This is a genomic window from Marivirga tractuosa (assembly GCF_042140215.1).
In the GTDB taxonomy this organism is placed as follows: Bacteria; Bacteroidota; Bacteroidia; order Cytophagales; family Cyclobacteriaceae; genus Marivirga; species Marivirga tractuosa_A.
The window spans coordinates 776,274-801,031 of the sequence record NZ_CP159478.1 but is presented as its reverse complement, the minus strand read 5'-3'; the positions used below and the strand labels follow the sequence as shown (position 1 = coordinate 801,031).

Below are 24,758 nucleotides of genomic sequence, written 5' to 3'. Positions count from 1 at the left end.
ATGGAAGAGTATTTATTCAAAGACTATAAGCACCGTCTCAACGCACTGGATGAGGATATCAGGAAGCTGGTTTTAAAATATGCCGAAGAATTCTACGTCCAGGATAAATGCACAAAGCCAGAAGCCATAGATCGGGCCATAGCCAAAGCAGAAATGGAAAGAAGAAAATTGTAATTAAAATTAGAACGTTATGCTACAAATATTAGAATTTACCAAAAACAACATAATAGCCACCAGGGCTGAGGACAACCTGACTGAAAAGGATATTCAGAAAATACATCCTTTGATTCATAACATTGTGAACCGTGGGCAAAAAGTACGGTGGTACTTTGAAATGGAGAATTTCTCAGGCTGGAAATTCAATGCCTTTTGGAAGGATTTAAAAATGGATATGTCTCATGCCGATGATTATGAAAAAATAGCGATGGTAGGCGACAAAAAATGGCAGAATTGGATCACCCAATTCATGAAACCGTTTACCAACGCGGAAATAAAGTATTTTGATTTAAAAGAAAAAGAAGAAGCAAAAGAATGGATCAGTCAGTAAAAAATAATCAGTCAACAATAGCGTATATCCGTCAAACGGCCAGAAAATTCCTGGACAGGGAAACAACCGGAGGACTGCTTCTGATTGCAGCAACCATTATAGCACTTGTGCTGGGCAATTCTCAATGGGCGGATGCTTACCATCACTATCTTAAAGATGAATTTCTCTTTGGGCTATCTGAGCATTTTACTTTTGGTTTGACCATTGAAGAATGGATCAATGACGGCCTGATGGCTATATTCTTTCTGGTGGCCGGAATGGAGTTAAAACGAGAAATTTTGGTAGGTGAATTATCATCCTTTAAGAAAGCTTCTATGCCGCTTTTGGGAGCACTGGGTGGAATGGTTGTACCAGCACTGATTTTTGTAAGTTTTAATTCCGGTACTGAAAATATAAACGGCTGGGGAATTCCAATGGCCACTGACATTGCTTATTCTTTGGGCATCATTGGCCTGTTGGGTAAACGAGTGCCTGCTCAGCTTAAAATCTTTTTGGTGGCTCTGGCAATTGCTGATGATTTAGGAGCCATTCTTGTGATTGCGTTGTTTTATAGCAACGAGCTGAGTGGGTTGTACTTAGGTTCAGCAGCCAGCATTTTTATTCTTTTGATGTTATGTAACCGTTTTGGAGTGAAAAACCTCTTGTGGTACATATTGGGAGGAGTAGCTTTATGGTATTGCTTTCTAAATTCTGGGGTTCACCCTACCATAGCTGGGGTACTTTTTGCCATTACCATTCCTGTAAAACCTAAACTCGATAGTAAATTATTGAAAGAACGCACCGTCAGGAATGTGGCTGAATTGGAGAAAACAGATATTGATACACGAGACCCCATGCAGGATATTCGTCAAAGAAAAATACTAAAGGCCATCAAAAAGGATACTGAAAACTCAAGACCGCCTTTGCTTAAACTGGAGAATGCACTGATTGATTTTAATGCCTTTTTCATTATTCCTATTTTCGCCATTGCCAATGCAGGCGTGAGACTGGATGTTAGCTTTTTGGAGGTCGTATCAGGTTCTCTGGGCCTAGGTGTATTATTGGGTCTAGCGGTAGGGAAAGTATTGGGAATCAGCCTCTTTTCCTTTATCGGAGAAAAGCTGGGGATAGCAGAATTGCATTTCTCATTAAGATGGCGGCACATCATTGGCATGGGCATGATAGCCGGTATCGGATTTACCATGTCGCTGTTCATCACAAATCTGGCATTTAGTGATCCTGAATTGGTCAAGGTATCTAAAATCAGTATCTTAATAGCATCTTTAATAGCTGCTTTAGTAGGTATTACAACATTATTATTTACAAAACCTAAAACCAAAATCGAATGATACATTTAAGAATATTTCTGCCGGTGTTTTTCCTCCTTTACTTTTTACTTACATTTTTAATGTACGCTTCCAAAAAGAAAGAAAAGCCACCTAAGCTTAAAACTGTTACCTTATTGAATAACCTGATATGGTTATTGGTAATAGTGCTAGTGACAGTTTTCTCGTTATACCCGGAATTTTATCATCAATACATTGTGCCATTTGAGGCATTGAAAAGTCATTGGTTGAGCTGGGCAGCCGTTGGTCTCATGTCACTAGCCTTCCTGATCGTTTTCTCAGCTAAAAATCAACAAAGATTGAATAGAAGAAGTGAAACAAAAGGCTGGTTACTACTCTCAACCGGCATTTATGCTAAATCCAGAAATCCACTCCATCTAGGGCAACTAACCACACTGATTGGCTTTTTTCTTTGCATTCCCAGTATCTATTCAGGTGTACTGCTATTACTCGGTTCCTTGATTGTATTTGTCCGTGTTGGGCTGGAAGAAAAGGTACTGGAGCGTATTTTTGGAGAAGATTATTTTGCTTATGAGAAACAGGTAGGCAGATGGTTTTAATAGTTAAAAAAAATTATGAGGCTACTTAACAGTAGTCTCCATTTGTTTCTATAGGGCTATTGTTGGTATTTATAATCGTTGCACACATACAACTCTCAAAAAATAAAGAGAGGAATAAAATTTAATCATTTAATATTTGCAATAATATAACTAGAAATCCTTTAGGCTATAGTAAGCCATGTAGAAGCTAATCTTCCTAGCCAATCACAACAAAAAAACCTCACTTGCGTTGCTCATTTAAATGATGCGTAAAATTATTGCCATAATATTAGCAATCACCTATTCATTTGGTTTCGCACCAAATGTTGTTGCAGATTCTATAAGCGATGAGATTAATTTTGTGGTCAAAAAAAAATGTGCTAAAGCAAAACAGGTTCATTTCACATCCCCCACAGAAATTTCTACCAGAAAGGCCGAGTTGGGTTTGACTCAAATGCTCAACGCCATCTGTGTTACAAGTATGACTTCAACTTTTGGAGTTAACCCTGTCCCTCTCTTGCATGCGCTATCTATCGAAAGAAATATCGCATTGGCTCAATTATATAATTCACCCACTTTAGGGAGAGATCCCTGCCCTCCAAAAGGTTAATATTAACCTCAATTTACTCTCTAGTTTTCGACTTACGCACTATTTCTTATGGTGTACAGAGAGTCATCTAATCTTTAATTGAATCTTAACCCATCAGGGTTTAAAATTTTCTAAAATGAACAACTATTTAATCAATAGTCGCTCGCTTGTTGTATTGCGAGTGGCCATTAGTGGCATATTTCTTATTGCCGGACTCAATCATATTCTTTTTGTCGATAAAGTTGCTGCCAGATTAAAGGCAGCACAAATGGCAGAATTTATATTAGCTCTAGGTTCTCCAGAACCATTAATTATAGTTAGTGGTGCATTTATGCTCATAGGGGGAATGGCACTGCTTCTCGGTTTTAAAACCCGAATAGCAGCTATCGGCCTGATCCTAATCCTATTGCCCATAACCTTTACTATTCAGGTTGGGCAATGGGCTACTGCAGGACCACTTTTTAAAAACATAGCCATTTTAGGGGGCTTAATATTCTTTGCCCTCAATGGTTCGCTGTGCTATTGTGTTGATAGCATGCTAAAATCTAAATCAAAAAATATTACATCATGAAAATTCTAATTAATATATCAAAAGGCTTATTGTTCACAATCATATTAGTGGGGCTTAGTTATTCTTCAGAGGCACAAAATGTGCCTTGTAAAGCAAACGAAAAGGGATTAAATAAATATGCATTGCTTGTGCGTACAACTCAGCATATGGGAGCAGCACTCAAGACTGCTATGCAGTTGAACGAAGCTGGTAAAGACTACGAAGAATTTGAAGTAGTCGTTTGTGGTAAAGTGGTAAAGGAACTGGCTGATAAAAGCAATGAGGCCGTTTCTAAAATGCTCACTGAAGCCGAAAGACTTAATGTGAGATTCTCAGTATGTGGTATGTCGATGGAGAAATTTGAAGTACATCAACAAGCGCTACCTGAGCAGCTTGAAGTCGTTGACAATGGGCTTATTCGCATTTTTGAACTTCAGGAGAATTGTTATTACACCATTGAACTCTAAAATATGTTTAAATACAGCTGAGTCTTTTATTCAAAGACTCAGCTGTTAAACAACCCATTATTTTTTCAATGAAACCAACTGATATACACAAGGTATTACAACCAAATTCAAAATTGTAGCTGATAGTAATCCACCTAAGATCACCACAGCCATTGGACTTTGAATTTCACTACCTGGCTCACCGCCCTTTAAGGCTAATGGGATCAAAGCCAGACCTGTTGTAAAGGCGGTCATCAAAATAGGGTTGAGCCGGTCCAAAGCACCTTCTTTGATCAACACAAGACCTTGTTTGCCTTCCTTTCGCAGGTCTTCATACCTGGAAACAAGCAAAATTCCGTTTCTCGTAGCGATACCAAACAAGCTGATAAAACCGATGGTAGCAGCAATGCTAATGATGCCTGAAGTAAAATAGACAATAAGAATACCTCCAATCAACGCCAATGGCAGATTGATCAGCACCACAAAAGCCAGTTTCATATCTTTGAACTCAAAGTAGAGCAGCAGAAATATGATTAGAATGGCTATGATAGCGGTAAGCAATAATAATTGGGAGGCCTTAGCTTCACTTTCAAATTGACCACCATACTCTACCCGATAACCTTCTGGTATATCAATGCTACTGCTTATAGTTTGCTGTATCTCATTGACCGCACTCCGCAAATCACGCCCTTGCACATTGGCTGCCACTACGATCTTTCTCTGTACATCTTCACGGCTGATGGTATTCGGACTGCTTACTGATGATACAGTCGCCAGCTGATCTATGCTCGTTTGACCACCATTAGGCAGGCTTACGAGGGCAGTTTTGATGCGCTCTATCTTATCCCTGAAATCATCCTGATAGCGCACTACAAGATCAAAGTATTTTTGTCCTTCATAGATTTCACCAGCTTCCTCTCCTGCAAAGGCGATGTCTACCTGCTCCATAAAATCCCCAACCGTCATACCAAAGGCAGAAAGCATCTGACGTTTCGGTTTGATACGAATTTGAGGCACTTCAATCTGTTGAGCAACGGCCACATCAGCCAAGCCTGGTATGGGTTTGATAGCTTGCTCCACACTTTTGCCCACTTCATACAAACGTTGGAGATCAGAGCCAAATATTTTGATAGCAATGTTAGCCCGTGTTCCCGAAAGCATATGATCAATTCGGTGAGCTATTGGCTGGCCTAGGGTGATATTTACACCGGGCACAATGCTAAGTTTTGTTCTCACGTCTTCAAAAAACTCCTCCTTGGATTTATCTTCCAGAGTAAACGGAACATCAATTTCAGCAGCATTTACACCTTGAGCATGTTCGTCCAGCTCTGCACGTCCCGTCCTGCGGGTCACCACATCAACTTCAGGCATTTCTAGCAGCTGTTGTTCAACCAGTTTACCCACCTTATTGCTTTCTTCCAGGGACATACCGGGAGGTCCTACTACACTTATTACAAGTGAGCCTTCATTAAACTCAGGTAAAAAGCTTCTACCTAATTGAGTAAACAATCCAATGCTCAGTATAAAAGCAATAACTGTAACCCCAATGATCGTTTTAGGAAAACGCATGGCACCACCAAGCACACTTGCATATCGCTTTTGCAGCCATCGCTCCACCTTGGTACCTTCAGCACTTTTTAACAATAGCCGTTCGTTTTTCAAAAGATACGAGCACAATACCGGTGTTACAGTAACGGCTACCACTAATGATGTGAGTACAGAAGTAACAAAAGCAATACCCAGAGGTTGCAACAGTCGACCCTCCATTCCACTCAAAAAGAATAAGGGCACAAACGAAACAATAATAATCAGGGTGGCTATTATTATAGAACTCCTGATTTCTATGGAAGCATCCTTCACTACCGTAAGAACAGGCTGTCGTTCTCCTTTTGGTTTCCTTACATTCTCACGTAATCGCTTGTATACATTCTCTACATCTATAATGGCATCATCTACCAACGCCCCAATGGCAATGGCCATACCGCCCAAGCTCATGGTATTGATAGTGTAGCCCAGCAGCTTGAGAACAATGATTGAAACCAATAACGAAATAGGAATGGCCAGCAGTGAGATCAATGTGGTTCTCCAATTCATTAGGAAAATAAACAGCACGATCACTACAAAAAAAGCACCTTCCAACAATGTTTGATTCAAATTGCTAATGGAAGCATCAATAAAATCTGATTGACGGAAAATCCGGCTTTTGATTTCAACACTTTCTGGCAGTGTTTGTCCGAGTTCTGCAATTGCCTCATCCAGTCTTTGAGTCAGATCCAATGTGTTCACATTCGGTTGTTTGGATATGGTCAGTATCACCGCAGGAGAAGCATTCAAGGAGCCGTCTCCTATTTTGTCTGCTGCCCCAATTTGCACAGTGGCCACATCCTTTATTTTTATAGTTTGTCCACTTACATGCTTCACCACAGCCTCTTGCAATTCTTCAACAGCGTAAGCACGACCACTACCTTTTATAATGTATTGGTTACCATGTTGATTAAAAAAACCTCCCGGAGCATTCACATTGGCTTCTTTTACTTTTTCCACCAACTCACTTAGACTTACATCATAATATTTAAGCTTTTCGGGATGGCCAAACACCTGGTATTGCTTATAATCCCCGCCAATCACAATGACGTTGGCAATGCCTCCAATCGCTTTTAATCTCGGCCTGATGGTCCAATCAGAAAGCGTACGCAGTTCCATGGGCGACAAGCTATCTGAAGTTACACCCAGTAACATTATCTCTCCCATAATGGATGAAATAGGTGCCATAGTCGGTGCGCCTATACCACTGGGTAAATTTTCACGGACCATTGGTATGCGTTCGCTTACAATTTGCCGGGCACGATAAATATCGGTACCCCAATCAAATTCTACCCAAACTATAGAAATACCTGCGGCTGACGATGAACGGATCCTTCTCACATTAGGTGAGCCATTCATGGCGGTTTCTAACTGGTAAGTCACCAGCTTTTCCACTTCCTCTGACTCCAAACCATGTGCCTCTGTCAAGATGGTGACTGTAGGTGCAGTAAGGTCAGGGAATACATCCACGTTCATTGTTCGTGCCATATATAGACCTGCCACACTTAACACCACCGCTCCCAATAGTACTAGCAGTCTGTTTTGGAGTGATATTGATAATATTTTATTTAACATATCATTTCCTTTTTAATGTTCATGGCCATGAGCTGGCGTAGATCCTGACACAGAGGCCATCTTTACCTGATAAGCACCTCTGGCTACTACCACTTCACCAGTTTCAAGCCCTTCAGTAATCTCAGTAAATTCTCCATTGCTCCGACCGATCATAACTGGTCTCCGTTCAAAACTTTCTCCGGAAAGCTGAACTATTACAGAGTAACTACCATAATCTTCCAATAGAGCTGCTTCGGGAATAAGTACAGCTTGCTTGGGTTCACCATAAGCAATCTCAACTTCAGTAAAGCTGCCTTCCGGCATGTTAATTTCCTCTGTAACCTGTGCATAAATCGAAAGCATCGGTTTTAAGCTTTCAACCTCTTTTCCAATCGAAAGAATTGATCCTCCAGAAGCACTTATATTTGACCATTGGTCATTTTCCTTCTGATAGAACACATTTTGTATATGCTGCAAGGCAGAAGCATAGGATGTGCTGACTTGAGTCTCAAGTAACTTAGTGCGATGTGAGCCTATGGTCACAAGTTGTACTCCCTGATTAACAAAACCACCATTGCTTATGGAAATTGATTTTATATACCCATCAAAAGGAGCCTTGATCTGTTTTCCTCCGGCCGAATAACCCGCTTTCAAGGTTTCATAATTTGATTTAGCCACCTTGTATTTGCTTTCAACTTGTTCCAACTCAGCTTTGGGTACAATTTTAGACTCATAGAGCTGCTTTTTACGCTCATATTCGGCTTTAGCTTGTTCAAAATTTGCCCTGGATTGCTCAATCTCTGTTTGCAAGTTGTTAGAGGTAAGCCCTTTACTGCTTATAGTCATCAACACCTGACCTCTTTTTATTTCTGTACCTTCAGTAAGGTTGTCAATGACAAAATTTACCACCCCGGAAGCATTGGCTGAAAGAGATCTCATGGCTCCCGGTGCAGGCTGCCATACGCCTGATGTATTAATCACATCGTAGATTTCTCTAGAAATTGCAGGTACCGTCTGAAAATCAATTTTCCAGGCTTGCTCTTTCAGAAAACTGATGGCACCTCCATCTTCTTCGTTGCCCCCAACTGCATTGGCGGCTTCTTCAGAATCTGCAAACACCTGGATATCGTTAATTACAATTCTATCCTGGTACTGAGGTGTTTTAATATCAAACATCAATTGATAACTCCCGGCAGTATTTGGCTGTAAGGAGGGAGAGAAAATTCCCGGAGAAGAAGGTGCTTCTACAGCATGTCTGATTCCTTTTCCATCCTTAACCAAACTGACCGTTACACTACCTTCCCTTACGGGTTTGTGATTTTTCAAAACGGTAAAGTGAGCCGCAAATCGACTGGTTTGCCCAACCACCAATACCGGAAATTCAACGAATAGCTCCGTCTTATCAGTCCATCGGGTATAATCTACCCTTGGTATCTCGTTTGCCTCATCTATGTGGCCTCCCTCCGCATCATGGGCGTGACCGTGCTCTTCTGCCGATTGACAAGAAATTGCCAATAGCATAATTAAAATTAGTATGTATCGCATATCTCTTAGTTTTTAGTGGTCATGGTGTTCAGTGCCATCATCATGTGTGTGGGTAGAGTCCACATCTATTGTAAACTCTTCCTGTTCGTGATGATCTTCACTCTCATGCTGATGGTCTGACTCTTCATCATGGGCGTGACCCTGTGCCTCTTCGGTTTCGTGTTCATGCCCGTGTTCTTCTTTTGAAGACTTTGAGGTGCATGAAATGGTAAAAAGGATTAGTAATGCGAATACTATATTTCTCGTTTTCATATTTCTAGTATTTAATTTTTTGAACTTAAATTCATAATTCATAATTCATAACTCATGATTTCAGCCTTTAGCTGATGTAACTCTTTTTCTATTTCAAGCATTCTATCATAAGCCTGCCGGTAAAACTGTAGTTCCACGTAATAGTCCATAAAGGAAACTTGTCCTAGCTGGTAAGCTTCCAACAACAGGTTTTCACTATTTAAACCTTCCAATGTAGTTGTATACTCCCGGTATTTCCGAAGCATCAAATCATACTGATTGTATTGCTCCATGAAATTTGAATGACGTTCAGTAGTAACCGCTTCGGTATTGGACTGCCGATATTGGTATTGTGCTTTTGCCGCCTTTACTTTATTCCTGCTATTCCAAAGGGGGATGGATATTCCACCATACACACCGGAATAATTATTTCCCATTACCCCCTGATGATTGAAGCCGGCAGTAAGGTTAGGCAGCATTTGGTTTTTCTGCACCTGTACTTGTCGCATGGCAACTGCTTCACCTCCTTTTAATGCTTTAATGACAGGATCACTGGATTTTATTTGTTCCCAGATACTGTCAGAAGGTGCAATAGTCAAGGCATCCAAAAATTCAGACTGCTCAAAACGGATGGGTTCGCTTCCATTCAGCTTTTGAAGAGAAATCAGTACATTTTGGATTTCATTCTCAATTTGTTCTACCTGAAATTGATCCTGCATCCAGGCAATTTTGGCTTTATTAAGCTCCAGAATGCCAACCTGTTCTTTTTCAAATAGCTCTTGCACCTGGTCAAAGACCTGTCGGGCCTGTTCTATGCGTAGTAGTTCCACCTCCTTACGCTTGGTTAGTGAAATCAGCTCCAAGCAAAATTTTTTAGCAGGCAGTAAAATATCCTGTCTTCGCTGGTTATATTCCAATTGTAGCTGATCCCTTTGCTTGTCAATCCATTTAGAACGTGCGGCATATACCGTAGGAAATTCAAATGACTGCGAAACCTGAAATTCCGAATAGTTTCCGGTGTTATGTTCACCAAACGGAAGGTAAAATGCAGCAACCTGCGGATCGGGTAAATTATTCCCGGATTTCAAGTCAAGCTTTCTACTTTCCATGAGCGATTGGAAAGCTTTTAGTTCTTTATTGTTTTGCTCTATTTCCCGAAGTACCTGATCAATTTGAGTGGATTGAGCAAAACCACTCAAAGCAAACAGGCATCCGCCAAGAGCCAATACGATTTGTTTTAACATGTATAATTATTTTAGGTTAAACCTGAATGAAAATTGGTAAGCCAACTGCATATATAGCAGTATGATTTACACAAAAAGATTAACCTAATGTGGGAGGGCCTCTAACTGAGGGAGTAGATAAATAGGGATGATGATAGCCTGTCGTGAAACGGGGAACAGGCTCTACAATGCTGATATGATGAACAAATGAAAAAAGTTGCAGTTCCGGTAAAACGAATGTGGATGAAACCTGAATTTGTGGTTTAATCTCATTTCTTATCTGAAAATCATTGGAATGGTAGGTGTGTGAGTGACTGCCCAATAGAAAACCCAATAATCCGGAAAGATCATCGGGATCTTTATTTTCTTCTTTGTCGTGCTCATGGCCATGAGCATGAGAATGTTGATGTCCGGAAATTTCTATTGCATCATTTAACTCATGCTGATGATGATTATGAGGCAATGCCTGATGCAACAAAAGCATACTGAATATGCTCAGAAAGAAAGATGCTGATATATGTTTAAATTGCTGCATTCAGATGCGAAGTACGGTATTTATTGTCAGACCACAAAATTGAAAAAAGCGAAGGTAAATCAACCTTGTGAGTAGGGATATAAACTTTGTGTTATATAAAGCTTACCAATAATAAAATTAGTAATTATGGAATAAATAATTAAGTCACAACTTTTACAAAGAGCCTTTATTTAAATCAAGCATCCTCTAATAGAGCAAAAAAATCAGAATACTTTATCTTTAAATTATCGAGTATCAATAGTAAAGTTTTAACGGAAGGGTTCCTTTGTCCTCTTTCTATTTTACCAATATAGTCTTCATGTAATTCCAAAATAGAAGCTAAGTGCTCTTGGGTATAGCCTTTTTGTTTTCTTAACTGCGCTAGTTGTTCTCCTATTTTTATATTGATATCCACTTTGTAAAAGTAGATTGAAAAGAAAATCCAGAACACAGACTATTTGTGCGGATTTAAAGATTTATGCTTATATTTAAACCGAAATAGAGCTATTTGTAAAATGAGTCACTTAAGAAGAGTACTGATAAAATATGGCCCCCGATTTAACGACAAAGGATATTTTCATCGATATGTTTATATGTCAAATAGAGATGAGACTGTTACCAAAGCTTTAATCGAATTAGATTCTGGCGATCTCGAATTAATTGAATTAAGAAGTGTAAAGTTTTTAGATAGACCTGAGCGATAGTATCTAATCTAGATTTGGGGAACAATCCTTGATCCTATATCATTTTGGCTTAGTGGGTAATACCAAAAAGTATTCATAAATTAACTTTACTATGGATAAGTACAACGAAAAACGGCTAAGAATCATGGAAATCCTTAATCAAAGACAGGGTTATTTATCGAAGATTGAGAATGGTTTAGAAGATCTGAGCAAGGATGTCAAATTACTAAAAAAGGATTTTAAAGACGGATTGGCCTCTTTAGCTAAAAGTATTTCTGACTCAGAAATACTCAAATCTACAAATGATAAAAAATTCGATAAGAAATGAACTTTGAAGAATCAAATAAGAAAATCAAGAAGTTTCGTTCAGCATCAGAATTAAAACTGCAACAAATTAAACAACATTCTAAATTGATTGACGGAGCTTTTATAGAACTAAATGGTATTAATGAGAATAATCCAGATATAGTAAGCGGAAGAATTAATAAGATCAGTAGTCATTATATTGAACACGGATTTTAATTTTAAACCTAGAGAATCAATCAATTTTATTTATTGAACCAATGAAAATCCAATTTGCCTCCGATCTCCATTTAGAATTCATAATGAACAAAGCCTTTATTGAGAAATATCCCTTGCAAGCTGTAGGTGATATTTTGATATTAGCAGGTGACATTATTCCTTTCAACATAATGCATGTTGCAGATAACTTTTTTGATTATGTTTCGGATAATTTTGAAATGACCTATTGGATTCCTGGCAATCATGAATATTACCAATCCGATATAAATGATAGAAGCGGTTCATTTCAGGAGAAAATACGAGATAATGTTATTTTGCTAAATAATAAATCCATTCAAATAGGAAATTACAGATTCATATTTAGTACACTTTGGACTTATATCGGAACTCAATATGCAAATGAAATAAAGCATGGTATGAATGATTTTAGGGTGATTAAAGACGATGGATTAAGTCTTAGACCAAAAAAATATAATCAATTACATAAGGATTGCCTTTCATTTATTCAGAAAGAACTAAAAGATTGTAATGAAGATGAAAAATCAATCGTAATAACTCATCACGTTCCTACTAAAATAAATTACCCATTCAAATACAGCGGCAGCATATTGAACGAAGCTTTTGCAGTTGAATTGGAAGATCTTATAATGGAATTTAAACCTGATTATTGGATTTACGGACACCATCATGCTAAAATAAGAGATTTTCCAATTGGAGAGACTCAACTTATGACCAATCAATTAGGATATATTGATCTGCAAGAACATGAAGGTTTTAACAGGGAGCGGTTGATTTTTTAATATTTACTTACGTATAATTTATATAATTCCAATTTAATCAAAATTTTCCGCTAGCCAATATTTGAACAGTGGATCTGTAAATTTGATAGTTTTATCTGAAATCGTATAAATGGTGCCTTCCTTAAGTAGTGAATTTTTGACTTTATCAAGTTTGGCTGAATATTCCAGCCCACTTTTCCGAATAAAGTCTAAGGAATATATTTTTTTACCGTTCGATTTTGAGAGCGCAATTAAAAAGAGCCTTTGATTTACATTATATTGGCTCAATTTCGATTTGTAGCTAGCAATATATCTCCTAAGTAGTATTTCAATACAATTTTCTACCCATTCATGGGAAATAATCTTGTTATTAGATTTTAAGACTTCTGAAAATAGGAATTCAGTGTAGCGCGGATTACGTTCAGTTACATTCAGAATTTTACTAATCAAATCTCTTTCAATAACCTTATCGACCTTTTTAAAACTTTTAGAAATGTAATCCGAAAATTGCTCTTTTGCAATTGGCTCTAAATATGTAATATGACCAAATTTGTATAAAAGGCTGTTCTTATTTCCAAATAGCTTGTTCATTTGGTAGATATGAGATCCGGAGATGCAGTATCTAACATGATTCTGTCTTTTAGCAATCTCATGGAATAAGTCTAAAAATGACGGTTTGATCTTGTTCCATGACAGTACACTTTGAAATTCAGATAAGCATATCAGTAAATCAATTTTTTTCTCCTTTGCTATCTTTTCTGGCAAATTTAAAATTTCTTCCTTTTGTAAGGTACTAAATGGTGCAGTGCAGGCTGATACTGAAATTTTATAACTAGCATTTTCTGTGGCTTCAATGTTATAGAATATTTCCAAAGATGACATTGTCCGCAAATAAGACTCTAAAGAATCTTTAGAAATTGCTTTTAGGCTATTTAGGATTTCAGAAGCATATTTGCATAGAAATTCATCTTCGGAGACTGAAAAAAGCACATTTAAAGAAATGGACACGATTTCCGTTTCAACTGATGCTTTTTGAATTGAGTAGTTGATTAAAGATTCTTTCCCGAAATTGTAAGGCGCAATTATTACTACGTTTTTAGATAAGTTTATTCTTTCTATTAATTCAGTCTTTTCGTTAATTAAAGATACAAGGTCGTTTTTCATCATTGAAAAAAAATTAATAACTGAAGGTTTAATAGTACTTACAATCAAAAGAGAATTAAAGTGAGCTACCGCACAATTCAACTTATTTAGTAGTAGTCTGATAAATTACTAACCGATAAGTTATTAACTAAAATCTTTGCATCCAAAATCCTATCCTTTGCTTCAATCGGAAAATCGATTCAATTTGCTTTCCAATATTGATTAGACAATTATTGTTGGAGAAAACTAATTTATCTTTTCTTCCCAAATAATTTATTCATTTCTTTAATCCCCTCTAAAGGAAGTTCTTCCCCCACAATCGCATCAACCACACCATCCAGTATATCTAAATATCTTGAAACCTCAATTAAAACCACTAAGGAAACTTTACCACTTGATTCTAAGCGAACTATTGTTCCTCTATCATAGCCCGTTTGAAAAGAGAGTTCTTCCTGTGTAATGCCCTTGAATTTTCTTCTGTCTTTAAGTGCTTGCCCGATTTTTTGAAGAATTTCTGTATTTGAATAGAGTTTGTATGCCTTTGACACAGTTATATTTGTTGTATATATCCAACAAATTAACGAAAATCAAGCGAAATGTGTTATAAATACAACATTTTTTAAATCATGTTACCACCACAAAGTGGTAAATACTTTCGGAAACAATGCTAGACCCTGAGTTACTATATCTTTTTCTTTTTCGTTCCAAAGATGGCTGCCTTCATCTTTTACAATCAATTTCATTGCTTCTAATAGCATATCAACTTCTCTGATAAGTTGTTTATCTCTGGCTAATCTTTCATTAGCTAATTCTTGATATCGCTCCAATCTGGGAATAATGAAACTAGCTACAGTGTAATCGAGACTCCATGTTTCACTATCATCGAATCCTCTTTCCATCCTTTGCTTTCTGAACTGCTCTTCCCTTTCATCATCTTTTTCTGTAAGGGAAAAACAGATGTTGGGGATTTTTAGGTACTTTATGTCAATTGATTCTGATTTCATAAGAAATTATTTTAGTGAGCTGATTTCCTATATTGGTATCTATTTCAGTAAAGTTATTTGCCGCTAACTTACAGTTTTATAGAAAGAATATAAATAAGTACATTTATAAATAGCTTAGCAATTTAGTAAAAATGAATACTACGAATACAGAACTAGTTATTTTTCTAAAGCAATTAGAAACCTCTTATCCTAAAAGACTAGATTCATATGATTATGAGACTTTTCTATCGGATCATTTTACTATTGTAAATGCATTAGAGTATGGAGTAAACACTAAATTATTTAAGGAGATAAAAGACTTTTGTGTTCTTAATGATCTCCAGTGGGCAACTCTTTTAGACATTAGCCTTGCAACCTTAAAAAGATATATGAAGAGAGAGTCGCATATTTTTAAAATAAATCAAGCTCAAAAAATATTTCAGGCAATGAATATTAATATTGTTGGGCAAAATGTATTCTGTGACGATCAGAACTTCAGTATATGGTTAGAAGAGAGTAATTTAATCTTTGACGGAAAAAGCCCAGTGGATTTACTGGATTCTACATTTGGTCAGCAATTGGTATTAAAGGAGTTGAATAATATTGAACATGGGATTTTTCTGTAAATACTGAAATGGTTTTGAGAAGTCGGGTGGAGCAGTTTAAAAATTGATCATTTATCCGTCACCACCACAACTGTAAAAGCACTTTTGGAAAAAGTGCAAGACCTTTCATTACCGTTTCTTCTTCTTTTTTATTCCAGTCATGGATTCCCCCGTCTTTTTCAATCAATTTCATTGCTTCTAAAAGAGTATCAACATCTTGAACTTGCTCTTTATCTCGGTCTAATCTTTCATTAGCTAGTTCTTGATATCTTTCCAATCGAGGGATGATAAAACTGGCAATGGTGTGATCTAAGCCCCATGTTTCACTGTCATCAAATCCTCTCTCCATTCTTTGCTTTATGAACTTCTCTTCCCTCTCATTATTTTTTTCTGTAAGTGAAAAACAGATGTTGGGGATGTTGAGGTATTTTATGTCTACTGGCTTATTTTTCATATTGGATGGCTTAAGGTTTGTAAATTAACAAGTTACCCAAATTCAGTAGAATTCTTACTATCCAAATGTATTATACAATTCTGATATTTTTAGAAAGAAGTTTGCACAACTACCATTTTTTTAGCTCGAATACACATTTTTAATATATGAGATATATTCTATTTTATCTTGAAAAAAATCACTAACTTTTAAAAATGAAACGGTACACATACATTTTCTATCCTTTTTTTATTTTGATATTATTTAGCTGCACCAGTAGAACTGAAAAGGAGATAAAGCAGGACTTTAAAAAGTACTTGTATTTGGAGGATTTCAAAAGAGCAGAAAAGATATTAATTGAGGATCTAGCAAGAGAGGACAGTGCTGAACTTTATTATTTATATGGCTTATTAAATTCAAAAAGAAATGAAGATATAAAAGCTTTACAGTATTTTGATAGCACCATATTTATAGATTCATTACATTATAAAGCTTATATAGAAAAAGCTAGCCTGTATGCAAAAAACAAACGTTATTCAGTTGCTTTGAAATTGTTAGATTCTGCAGAGTTAATTTATCCGGAGTTTGATGGGATCTACGTTAATAGAGGTAAAGTTTATGCTGAAATGAATCAACCTTATCTGATGTTGAAACAATTTGAGAAAGCTATAAAAATCGACAGCACCAATAGCGTCACATTATCAAATTTTGGAACTTATTATTTAGAGAAACATCATTTCGATACAGCAGCTCAATACTTTAGAAAAGCATTAATTTACGCAGAACAAGAAGAAAATATCGGGCTCAGAAACTACATTACATCTGAGATTTTCTCCAATTTGGGCATGGTCAAATTTATTAAAGATGAAAATGATAGTGCAAAGCATTATTTTAAAAAAGCACGTCAACGGAATCATAAAAATTTTAATAGCCATTATTTCTTAGGACAAATAGAAATATATGATGAAAAATATGCTCAAGCCTTGGAACATTTTGATAAAGCACGAACCATAGATCCAGATCATGCTCCAGTCTTATATTTTTCGAGTTTAGCAAAATATTATTTAAGGCGATTTGAAGATGCCCTGACTGATATTAATAAAGCAATAGAATTAAGGAAAGGATATGCCGATGCTTATGGCATCAGAGGCAATATTCATTTGATGATGGGTAATAAAAATAAAGGATGCGAAGATTATCAAAAATCATTTGATTTAGGAAATAAACAATATAAAGAAGCTATTAAAGAAACTTGTAATTGAAATGAGAAATCTTTTTAAACTATCAGGCATTATAGTATTAATTTTATGTTTGTTTAGCTGTGACGCTTATATTGAATTCGAAAAAATGAGATTAAAATTCATAATGTGGGTTTTCATTATAACACTAGTGGTCGGACTGATAGGGATGATTTTTTCTAATAGCAATAATGATAAATAAGCTCGAAAAGTGATGCGAGTTTCAAGGTTTTCTAAAATAGTGGATTCTTAAACAAAAGTATTTTATTCTTCTCTTGTTCAGATTTTCTACTGTAATGGAGGTAGAATCTCTTTCCTAGTTCATTTTCAAATGAAAGAATAATTTTGATTTTTTTAACTTTTTCTGGTTTGAAGAATTCATATGGGTCTGATATTTTTCGTCCGGGATGAATAATGCACTTACCATTTTCTTCGGTGACAGCCACTAAGTCAGTAAAAGGTCTAATTACTTTCGCACTGAGTTCTAATTCAATATTAGAATTGGCTTCAAGCCTGCGATGATTAGGCAAAACATAATTAAGTGGGGCGCCATCTATTAACTCATAGCCGTTAGGGAAATCAATTTGCATTGAATATGCGTTGAAATTTGAGTTATTATTTAATATTAATTGAGGTTTCCATTCAAAATGAAAATCAGACATTGAACCTCTGTCCCTTTTTTGACTAACCAAAACATTAGAAATATGGATTTTAATTCGTGGCTTATTCTTCCAGTACTTATTCCATAAATAGGTTACAATGTAAACGATTAATGTCAGAAACAAGGTTGCAATAATATTGTTTCCTAACCATTCGGTAGCTTTATTAAATATCTCCTCCATCACCTATCCAATTCCTTTTGTATCACTCTAAAACTCTCCAATCCAGCCTCAATATTCTCAATGATTTCGCTAGCTAAAACATCTGGATCAGGAAGGTTATCTAGGTCTGCCAGGCTTTTATCTTTTAGCCAGAAAATATCGAGGTTGGTTTTATCACGGGCAATAATTTCTTCATAGGAATATTTTCTCCATCTGCCATCAGGGTTTTCTTCTGACCAGGTTTCCTTTCTGTCATTCCGATTGGAGGGATTATAACACTTGATGAAGTCTTGCAAGTCCTCCAACTTCATGGTATTCTTCTTTAAGGTATGATGCACATTGGTTCTATAATCATAAATCCAAACATCTTGTGTCCAGGCTTCTTTGGATGCTGGTTTATTATCAAAGAACAAAACATTGGCTTTTACTCCGTGCGCATAGAAAATACCAGTAGGTAGCCTTAAAATGGTATGGAGCTCCGTGGTTTTCATCAACTCTTTCCTAACCGTTTCTCCTGATCCTCCTTCAAATAGGACGTTATCAGGTAAAACCACAGCTGCTTCTCCATTTATCTTTAAAAGTGAGCGAATGTGCTGCAGAAAGTTTAACTGCTTATTGCTTGAGGTAGCCCAGAAATCTTGTCTATTGTAGCTTAACTCTTGCTTTTCCTGCTCACCTTCTTCATTGGTGATGGTCATGCTGCTCTTTTTACCAAAAGGCGGGTTGGCTAAGACGTAATCTACACGATTTCCTTCATCGGCTATTAAAGCATCATTAGGGGAGATGAAGGTTTCTCCATCAATTTCACCAATATTATGCAGAAACATATTCATCAGGCATAGTCTGCGAGTACCGGCTACTATTTCATTACCGGAAAAGGTATTGTTCTTCAGGAAAGCTTTTTGCTCCTTATTCAGCTCATGGTTTTTAATAATGTAATCATAAGCAGCTAAGAAAAAACCACCTGTACCACAGCTGGGGTCATGTATGCTTTTCATCGGCTCTGGTGCTACACAAGCCACCATGGCTTGAATTAAAGATCGAGGCGTAAAATACTGACCGGCTCCACTTTTGGTATCCGAAGCATTTTTCTCTAATAAGCCTTCGTAAATATCGCCTTTTACATCTGCCCCTACCATAGTCCATTGCTCTTTTCCTATCATATCGATTACCCTGAGCAATTTGGATGGGTCTTGAATTTTATTTTGGGATTTAGTGAATATCTGCCCTAAAATTCCTTTTTCAGTGCCTAATGAACGTAACATTTGGCTGTAATAAGCTTCCAATTCAGCCCCACGTTTTTTGCTTAGTGTTTCCCAATTGCAAAAATCACCATCTTCAATTTCATTACCCTCGGTATCCTTTATTCGAGGGAAATCCATCTTTTTATTATAGGGCGGACGAGTGAGCTCATCTGCCATTTTAAGAAAAAGCAGATAAGTTATTTGCTCCAAATAATCACCATAGCCTACGCCATCATCACGCAATACATTGGCAAAATTCCATACTTTTGATATTAAGGATGATTCTGTCATGATTAAACGATTTCCATTTTAAAGGTAAATTTTTTATCTAGTCGCAGAAGTACGGTTCTTTTATTTAAAGCTTGTGAAAAATTAGTGTTATTAGTTAATATTCTCGCTAAATCTCTAGCTAAAGCACTTCCATCAATATTGTTTTTAACAGTATTATTTTCAATTTCCAGTCGAAAACTATAATTTTTCCTTTTCCCAACAGCCTTAAAATCTGCGTTATTCATATTTAATTCTAGAGATTTTCCTTCTCTGACAGATTCGATGATATTTGGTATTAAGGGCTTCCAGATATCTTCATATTTATGAATATTTAATTTATTCATTTGTAATATTAATTTTATTTAACCTTCAATTCTCCAGATTTCAAGAGCAGTTTTTGCCAGTTCCTTTCCTCTTTCTTCAACATCTTTGAATTTGAAGCCTGTATAATTTTCTCCTATCTCTTTTGTCAATTTAATGTTTGATTTATTATATGCCTTTCTTTTACTCACAAAAGGATTGTTGGAAACAGAGATATTAAGATCACCCGCTATCAAAGTCATATTTCCAATTCGGTTTACATATCTAGGATGTTTAGTGAGTGATTTTTCACCTAAATAACTTTCCCAATCTCCAAATTCCTCTTTTGATTTTTGGGACTTTATCTTTTGTGGAATTATATGTTCAAGATGTACATCATTTCCCGCATTTATAGTAATTTCTCCTGTACCACCAGTTAGCGTATATTCAATTTCCCTTAATATATATTTTGCTCTATTATGCAGACTAGACTTCAATTCGTGATTTGGGAATCTGTCCTCGAATTCTTCATCATTAGGATAATCAAGTATTAATTCTTCCTTAAAATTATCAATAAAGTTTTCATCATCCTCAATACGTAGAACTCTTGAAAATATAATATCATTTTCGCTGGTTCTTCTTGCGCAAACATGCCTTCTTAACATTAAGGCACTAATCATATCCAATACTTCTAGCTTTTCATTAAGCGTTTTACCTCTTTGTAAAAAGTGCATTAGGAAGATATAAGTTGGAAATGATTTAATATCACTTAAGTCTCTAAGTTTTTTATTTAATTTCTCTTCATCAAAAGTCTTGTTCCAGATATTTGAATATACCTCTGCACAACTCAAAATTTGCTGTATGTAGTTTGTTATATCGATTCTAGAATGGCTATTTTTGACTTTTTTGCTTTTTGGCTGATCTTCAGGGGCTTCTTCCACTTCATCTTCCGGATCATTTGACTCCTCGGCACCATTATAATAATCTGAATAATATGCATATTCTCCAATCAAATCCACATTATCTACTTTATTCAAGTAGTCCTCTTTAAAGTATTCAATCAGTTTTGATTTTGTTACTCTCCTAGTATAAATACTACTTATATATTGTCGGAAAAAATCATCAGTAGGAATACCGTCTAAAGTAGTAATTAAAGTACTCCATTGTTCTTTCACCTCTTCAAGTTTTTGTTCACCTATTTTAGCTGCATGACCTAGTATAAAATTCTTGAGTATATCAGTTGCTGACAACCTCAATCCTCTGTTATTAATGGTTTCAAATAATTTATAAGCATCTTGTGCCTGTTGGACATCTAAGCGGATTATTTTAGCTGTATGGGTTAATTTATTATAAAATTTATCTAGCCAATCTTCCCCTTCCTCACTTATCCTTTCTGATATTAACTCATTGAAATAGTTTAATGCATTAATAAGATTCTGATTTTTTATACCTTCTTGCTCACCTTTTAATATTTTTTTAAAATCTTTATTATCGAGTTCTCCAAGAATAATTTTCGGAGTACTAGAATCATTCCCACAAAACAGCATGGTTTGTATTTGATGGTTAATATGTTCCTTACCTACTTCATGAAATTTGGTCTTTAAAGCATGTAATAATAAAGTTATGGTGGTTAGTCTTTGTTGACCATCAACTACATCTATTTCATTTATTCCGCCTTGATGGTATCCAGTATGTAAGATTAGCATTCCAAAGAGATGTCCATCATTTGGCTGTAGCATGTCAATATCCTCAAACAATGCAAATGTTTGATTGTAACCCCATGCATATCTTCTTTGGTATGCAGGAATAATTAATTGCTCCATAGGATTATTAAGCAATCCATGTATTGTTTGGTCTTTGGGTATTATATTCATTTACTTTGATTTTTTGATTCTTTCTAACAACTTCTCAGCAGGCTCCCAATCTACTTCCTGCTTGCAAGCTTCCAATTCTTTTTCGGTTAATAATTCACCTGAAAAAGCCTTTTTCAATATACTTTGCCGCAATGCTTCTGATTTTTCTAAACTTTCATTGATGTTTTCTGCTAATTTATCGCATACTGAAAGCTGTGTTTCTATTTCTTGGACGATCTGATATTGTTCTTCAATAGAAGGTAATGGTACATATAGATTATTTATAATTTTCTTATTTAAATTCATCATTGTTGTTCCAGCTGCACTTCCTGATAATTGCTCTTTCACAACAGGACTAATTATATAATAAAATAGAAATGGGGAATAAATTAGATCTGGTAATGGTCTTAAATAAAGGCTTCCTGTTCCGCAAAACCAACCTTCTTCCTTTTTTGTTACCATAGCTCCTCTCCCCATTTCACCTCTCCTCCCCATTATTATATCATTAAATTTAAGAATGTAATTTGGAAGCTTATTTCGTTTTTCAACTGAAATTGAATATTCATCGCTGGGACAAATTTTCCCATTCTTAATATGAATTGGGTTTATCAAAGGTATTCCCCCTGTAATATATTCTGCTTTATGAAGTTGAGATCCAAAAGGCCCAATTTGCACTTTCTTTGTAATCTCAGAAATAAGATGTTTCTTAAATTTCCCCTCAAAGGCCTTTTTAAGTACCGCTTGCCTGTAAATTTCTAGTTTTTCTTTGGCAGATCTTAAATTAGCAATGCCATTTTCTAATTCGCTAAAAAGTTGCTCTATTTTGGATATTATTGCACTTTGTTCAGGTAAACTAGGAAAAGGTATTGTTTTTTTTGAATAAACTGAAATCCAATATCTTTTATGCGTGTCACTTCTAACAGAAAGTATCTGCATAGCATAGTATACATATGATAAGTTTATATCTGAAGTCTTCGGTTCTAAAATTTTCATTGCCGAAGATTTCACCTTAAAAGGAAAATTTACATATCTTGAAGCAGTAGTAAAGTCATCAAAAATTATAGTTGGCAAATTATCGTAAATCCCATCTGTTTCTTTGGTATAGCCTTTAATAAAGGATTTACCCGGTGTTAATACGGGAGTATTATAATTATCACTATAGGAGGTGTCCTTTACGATATAGTTTGTCGGTTGTACATAATTTAATATTTCACCCAGTTCAATTTCTATCCAATCCTCTCTCATCATTTAAACAATTTTTCGAAAAACATTGTGGATCCAGGCATAGTAGGAGATGACTCTTCTCTTAACAAACCAGAATCGGATCTACTAAAAATCGATTGGATAATTAGATTTCTTTCCTCTTTATCTAAATCCTTTTCGTTTGAAAGCGCTAAAAATACATACACCAAATGTTTTCGTTCTTCAGCATCTCGAACCAAATGAAAAGAACTGTAAGCTAATTTGGCAAATGTTCTAATACCAAATGCAATGAATGAAACGAATGTTATTAATACTATTGACCATTTAATAGCTGTCCCAACCTTGCTAAAAATATTCTCTATGTCTCCAGTGGTTATTAATATCAAGAGTAAAAAAAACAAGATCGCTCCACCGACTGTAAAACCAATTAACCAGTTCAGCCATTTCCAACCATCTTTCCTCAGTGCTTTAGCTCTTTGATCCCAATAATCGGCTGGCTTTTCTAATTTAAGTTTTTCCTCGTAAGTGTTTTCAAGTTGTTTTATTTTTTCATAATATTCAGTTACAGAATTTTCTTTTTCTTCTTTTGTTTTATTAAACCATTCATCAAAACCAATATTCTTTGATTCTTGCAAATTTTCTTGTTTTTGAATAGAATCATTTACCGTTTCGTCTATGTGCTCAATATGTTCCCGAAGACTAAGTTCACTCTGTGTGAATTGATTTTCAAGTTCATTACGTAGCTGAGTAAAAGTAGCTTTTTCTTTATTTCTCCTTTTTGTGATAATTGAATCCTTATTTCGGAATTCATAACCAAGAATAGTCCCTTCATAATAGTCTCGCTGAATAAATGAATTATTATTCAATCTCCTTTGTACCAAGAAATCGTAGGCTCCAGTCCAACATAATGTATCTGCATCTTTATGTAAATCTATTAAAAAAGAAGTCTCAGGGATGTCATAAGGAATAATTAAGTTACGCTGGAAATTATTAGTTTGATTTACGATTTCGCTCCACAACCTGTTAAGTTGATTAATTTCAGAAGTTGAACTATTAAGTATTTGATCAAGTTTATTTGTTATTAAGTTAAATATAGATTTAGACTTACTTAATTCATTGGGAAGAACCTCATATTTACCCCATCCATTATATTGACGCCTAAAGTAGGCATATATCGATAAGAAACCATCTTTAGAGATTTCCCCATTGCTAATATACTTGTAATCAATTTTCAGTTCAAGATTATTAAACCAGTCCTTATTTCCTGATTTATTAATAATCTCAACCACCTTTTTATTAGTCTCCATTAAATTTTAAGATTCATTGAATAGGCATTTCATCCCAGGTTCTTCCTTCCAACTCTCTACCTGTTTTCTTTTTATTTGTACCGCCCCACTGTTTGAAAAAGAAAGCCACATTAGCTTTTTTGCATTGGTCTTTAATATCCGTTACCCAATCAGTATCCATTGGGCGAGGCTTTCTTCCACTTTCTCCACCCACAATTACCCAGTCAATTTTCTCTAAATTCATATTGGGTAAAGGGCCAATTAAAGGTTCACATGATAGAAATTTAACTCGGGCATTAGTGTCTCTTAATAAATCAATTCTATCCATTACCCTTTCATCTTCGACTGAAATACCCATCCATATATTATGGCTCCAATCCAACCAGCCTTCACTGTCATAATATTTCAAAATTTCAGGTCGCTTTGTAAGCAATTGAAAGACATGTTGCGGATTTTCTTTCATTACTTTAAATACTTTCTGTATAAAATCCACTGGAACATCCGGATGAAATAAATCACTCATTGAATTCACAAAAACCACTCTTGGCTTTTTCCATGAATAAGGCTTTTTTAGTTCCTCTTCATGAATTTTAATATCAAAACCATTTTGATATTTTTCAATACCCATGGCTTTAAGTCTTTTGCTCATTACTTCTGCATAGCAAAATTTACAACCTGCAGAGACCTTATCACAACCCGTAGTTGGATTCCAAGTCATTTCTGTCCATTCTATACTTGATTGTGCCAT

Annotated in this window: 30 protein-coding genes; 13 read left to right on the top strand and 17 right to left on the bottom strand. The window is 35.7% G+C overall.

Annotated elements, in window-relative coordinates; all coding sequences use genetic code 11:
• From ABWH96_RS03565 to ABWH96_RS03535, 7 genes are all read left to right on the top strand, one after another.
• A complete protein-coding gene (locus tag ABWH96_RS03565; RefSeq protein WP_375580151.1) occupies window positions 1-174 on the top strand; it encodes a hypothetical protein in 174 nt (57 codons plus the stop codon).
• A gap of 16 nt (window positions 175-190) precedes the next feature.
• Entirely contained in the window at window positions 191-547 is a 357-nt protein-coding gene (locus tag ABWH96_RS03560; protein ID WP_375580150.1) for an STAS/SEC14 domain-containing protein, read from the top strand.
• Window positions 532-1,875 carry a Na+/H+ antiporter NhaA gene (nhaA, locus tag ABWH96_RS03555; RefSeq protein WP_375580149.1) on the top strand — a complete coding sequence of 448 codons (1,344 nt, stop codon included), beginning with the start codon at window positions 532-534 and terminating at the stop codon, window positions 1,873-1,875. The genes ABWH96_RS03560 and nhaA overlap by 16 nt, the downstream gene beginning before the upstream one ends.
• The gene (locus ABWH96_RS03550; protein WP_375580148.1) at window positions 1,872-2,432 is read left to right on the top strand and encodes a methyltransferase family protein; all 561 of its coding nucleotides are present in this window, start codon (window positions 1,872-1,874) and stop codon (window positions 2,430-2,432) included. Before nhaA ends, ABWH96_RS03550 begins: the two co-directional genes overlap by 4 nt.
• Window positions 2,433-2,673: 241 nt before the next feature.
• Entirely contained in the window at window positions 2,674-3,021 is a 348-nt protein-coding gene (locus ABWH96_RS03545; protein ID WP_375580147.1) for a hypothetical protein, read from the top strand.
• A gap of 115 nt (window positions 3,022-3,136) precedes the next feature.
• A complete protein-coding gene (locus ABWH96_RS03540; protein ID WP_375580146.1) occupies window positions 3,137-3,571 on the top strand; it encodes a DoxX family protein in 435 nt (144 codons plus the stop codon).
• On the top strand, window positions 3,568-4,017 hold the full coding sequence (locus ABWH96_RS03535; RefSeq protein WP_375580145.1) for a DsrE family protein: 450 nt from the start codon (window positions 3,568-3,570) through the stop codon (window positions 4,015-4,017). The genes ABWH96_RS03540 and ABWH96_RS03535 overlap by 4 nt, the downstream gene beginning before the upstream one ends.
• A gap of 57 nt (window positions 4,018-4,074) precedes the next feature.
• On the opposite strand, the gene ABWH96_RS03530 is transcribed toward ABWH96_RS03535, so the two are convergent.
• The 6 genes from ABWH96_RS03530 to ABWH96_RS03505 all read right to left on the bottom strand — a co-directional run bounded on the left by ABWH96_RS03530 (window position 4,075) and on the right by ABWH96_RS03505 (window position 11,062).
• Window positions 4,075-7,155, bottom strand: a complete 3,081-nt coding sequence (locus ABWH96_RS03530) for an efflux RND transporter permease subunit (RefSeq protein WP_375580144.1) — start codon at window positions 7,153-7,155, stop codon at window positions 4,075-4,077.
• 12 nt (window positions 7,156-7,167) lie between these two features.
• Window positions 7,168-8,679: an efflux RND transporter periplasmic adaptor subunit gene (locus ABWH96_RS03525; protein ID WP_375580143.1), complete on the bottom strand. Its 1,512-nt coding sequence runs from the start codon at window positions 8,677-8,679 to the stop codon at window positions 7,168-7,170.
• 12 nt (window positions 8,680-8,691) lie between these two features.
• Window positions 8,692-8,931, bottom strand: a complete 240-nt coding sequence (locus ABWH96_RS03520; RefSeq protein ID WP_375580142.1) for a hypothetical protein — start codon at window positions 8,929-8,931, stop codon at window positions 8,692-8,694.
• 38 nt (window positions 8,932-8,969) lie between these two features.
• Window positions 8,970-10,154 (bottom strand): TolC family protein, encoded by a 1,185-nt coding sequence (locus ABWH96_RS03515; RefSeq protein ID WP_375580141.1) that lies wholly within the window; start codon window positions 10,152-10,154, stop codon window positions 8,970-8,972.
• A 79-nt stretch (window positions 10,155-10,233) separates the two neighbouring features.
• Window positions 10,234-10,668, bottom strand: a complete 435-nt coding sequence (locus tag ABWH96_RS03510) for a hypothetical protein (protein ID WP_375580140.1) — start codon at window positions 10,666-10,668, stop codon at window positions 10,234-10,236.
• A 175-nt stretch (window positions 10,669-10,843) separates the two neighbouring features.
• The gene (locus ABWH96_RS03505; protein ID WP_139827961.1) at window positions 10,844-11,062 is read right to left on the bottom strand and encodes a helix-turn-helix domain-containing protein; all 219 of its coding nucleotides are present in this window, start codon (window positions 11,060-11,062) and stop codon (window positions 10,844-10,846) included.
• A gap of 100 nt (window positions 11,063-11,162) precedes the next feature.
• On the opposite strand from ABWH96_RS03505, the gene ABWH96_RS03500 reads away from it, so the two are divergent.
• The 4 genes from ABWH96_RS03500 to ABWH96_RS03485 all read left to right on the top strand — a co-directional run bounded on the left by ABWH96_RS03500 (window position 11,163) and on the right by ABWH96_RS03485 (window position 12,652).
• Window positions 11,163-11,351 carry a hypothetical protein gene (locus tag ABWH96_RS03500; RefSeq protein WP_139827960.1) on the top strand — a complete coding sequence of 63 codons (189 nt, stop codon included), beginning with the start codon at window positions 11,163-11,165 and terminating at the stop codon, window positions 11,349-11,351.
• Between the two features lie 91 nt (window positions 11,352-11,442).
• Window positions 11,443-11,658, top strand: coding sequence for a hypothetical protein (locus ABWH96_RS03495; protein ID WP_139827959.1), 216 nt, complete (start codon window positions 11,443-11,445; stop codon window positions 11,656-11,658).
• On the top strand, window positions 11,655-11,852 hold the full coding sequence (locus ABWH96_RS03490) for a hypothetical protein (RefSeq protein WP_085516256.1): 198 nt from the start codon (window positions 11,655-11,657) through the stop codon (window positions 11,850-11,852). The genes ABWH96_RS03495 and ABWH96_RS03490 overlap by 4 nt, the downstream gene beginning before the upstream one ends.
• 41 nt (window positions 11,853-11,893) lie before the next feature.
• Window positions 11,894-12,652 carry a metallophosphoesterase gene (locus ABWH96_RS03485; protein WP_375580139.1) on the top strand — a complete coding sequence of 253 codons (759 nt, stop codon included), beginning with the start codon at window positions 11,894-11,896 and terminating at the stop codon, window positions 12,650-12,652.
• A 33-nt stretch (window positions 12,653-12,685) separates the two neighbouring features.
• Here the strand turns inward: ABWH96_RS03485 and ABWH96_RS03480 are convergent, their stop codons facing one another.
• From ABWH96_RS03480 to ABWH96_RS03470, 3 genes are all read right to left on the bottom strand, one after another.
• Window positions 12,686-13,798 carry a hypothetical protein gene (locus ABWH96_RS03480; RefSeq protein WP_375580138.1) on the bottom strand — a complete coding sequence of 371 codons (1,113 nt, stop codon included), beginning with the start codon at window positions 13,796-13,798 and terminating at the stop codon, window positions 12,686-12,688.
• Between the two features lie 227 nt (window positions 13,799-14,025).
• Window positions 14,026-14,322 (bottom strand): helix-turn-helix domain-containing protein, encoded by a 297-nt coding sequence (locus ABWH96_RS03475; RefSeq protein WP_375580137.1) that lies wholly within the window; start codon window positions 14,320-14,322, stop codon window positions 14,026-14,028.
• Window positions 14,323-14,403: 81 nt separating this feature from the next.
• Window positions 14,404-14,778 (bottom strand): hypothetical protein, encoded by a 375-nt coding sequence (locus tag ABWH96_RS03470; RefSeq protein ID WP_340152673.1) that lies wholly within the window; start codon window positions 14,776-14,778, stop codon window positions 14,404-14,406.
• A 131-nt stretch (window positions 14,779-14,909) separates the two neighbouring features.
• On the opposite strand from ABWH96_RS03470, the gene ABWH96_RS03465 reads away from it, so the two are divergent.
• Window positions 14,910-15,383: an antitoxin Xre/MbcA/ParS toxin-binding domain-containing protein gene (locus ABWH96_RS03465; protein ID WP_340152674.1), complete on the top strand. Its 474-nt coding sequence runs from the start codon at window positions 14,910-14,912 to the stop codon at window positions 15,381-15,383.
• A gap of 58 nt (window positions 15,384-15,441) precedes the next feature.
• Here ABWH96_RS03465 and ABWH96_RS03460 read toward each other — a convergent pair whose 3' ends face one another.
• Window positions 15,442-15,816 (bottom strand): hypothetical protein, encoded by a 375-nt coding sequence (locus ABWH96_RS03460; protein WP_375580136.1) that lies wholly within the window; start codon window positions 15,814-15,816, stop codon window positions 15,442-15,444.
• 194 nt (window positions 15,817-16,010) lie between these two features.
• Here ABWH96_RS03460 and ABWH96_RS03455 point away from each other — a divergent pair, with 194 nt between their 5' ends.
• Complete coding sequence (locus tag ABWH96_RS03455) at window positions 16,011-17,057, top strand: tetratricopeptide repeat protein (protein WP_375580135.1); 1,047 nt, start codon at window positions 16,011-16,013, stop codon at window positions 17,055-17,057.
• Window positions 17,058-17,266: 209 nt separating this feature from the next.
• On the opposite strand, the gene ABWH96_RS03450 is transcribed toward ABWH96_RS03455, so the two are convergent.
• From ABWH96_RS03450 to ABWH96_RS03420, 7 genes are read right to left on the bottom strand one after another with little or no spacing between them, the layout of a single operon-like run.
• Window positions 17,267-17,875 carry a hypothetical protein gene (locus tag ABWH96_RS03450; RefSeq protein WP_375580134.1) on the bottom strand — a complete coding sequence of 203 codons (609 nt, stop codon included), beginning with the start codon at window positions 17,873-17,875 and terminating at the stop codon, window positions 17,267-17,269.
• Window positions 17,875-19,389, bottom strand: coding sequence for an N-6 DNA methylase (locus ABWH96_RS03445; protein ID WP_375580133.1), 1,515 nt, complete (start codon window positions 19,387-19,389; stop codon window positions 17,875-17,877). The genes ABWH96_RS03450 and ABWH96_RS03445 overlap by 1 nt, the downstream gene beginning before the upstream one ends.
• Window positions 19,390-19,391: 2 nt before the next feature.
• The gene (locus ABWH96_RS03440) at window positions 19,392-19,712 is read right to left on the bottom strand and encodes a hypothetical protein (RefSeq protein ID WP_375580132.1); all 321 of its coding nucleotides are present in this window, start codon (window positions 19,710-19,712) and stop codon (window positions 19,392-19,394) included.
• An 18-nt stretch (window positions 19,713-19,730) separates the two neighbouring features.
• Complete coding sequence (locus ABWH96_RS03435; RefSeq protein ID WP_375580131.1) at window positions 19,731-21,542, bottom strand: DUF262 domain-containing protein; 1,812 nt, start codon at window positions 21,540-21,542, stop codon at window positions 19,731-19,733.
• Window positions 21,543-22,769, bottom strand: a complete 1,227-nt coding sequence (locus ABWH96_RS03430; RefSeq protein ID WP_375580130.1) for a restriction endonuclease subunit S — start codon at window positions 22,767-22,769, stop codon at window positions 21,543-21,545. It lies immediately after the preceding gene.
• Window positions 22,766-24,031 carry a DUF6161 domain-containing protein gene (locus ABWH96_RS03425; RefSeq protein WP_375580129.1) on the bottom strand — a complete coding sequence of 422 codons (1,266 nt, stop codon included), beginning with the start codon at window positions 24,029-24,031 and terminating at the stop codon, window positions 22,766-22,768. Before ABWH96_RS03425 ends, ABWH96_RS03430 begins: the two co-directional genes overlap by 4 nt.
• Window positions 24,032-24,044: 13 nt before the next feature.
• Window positions 24,045-24,758, bottom strand: coding sequence for a DUF5131 family protein (locus tag ABWH96_RS03420; RefSeq protein WP_375580128.1), 714 nt, complete (start codon window positions 24,756-24,758; stop codon window positions 24,045-24,047).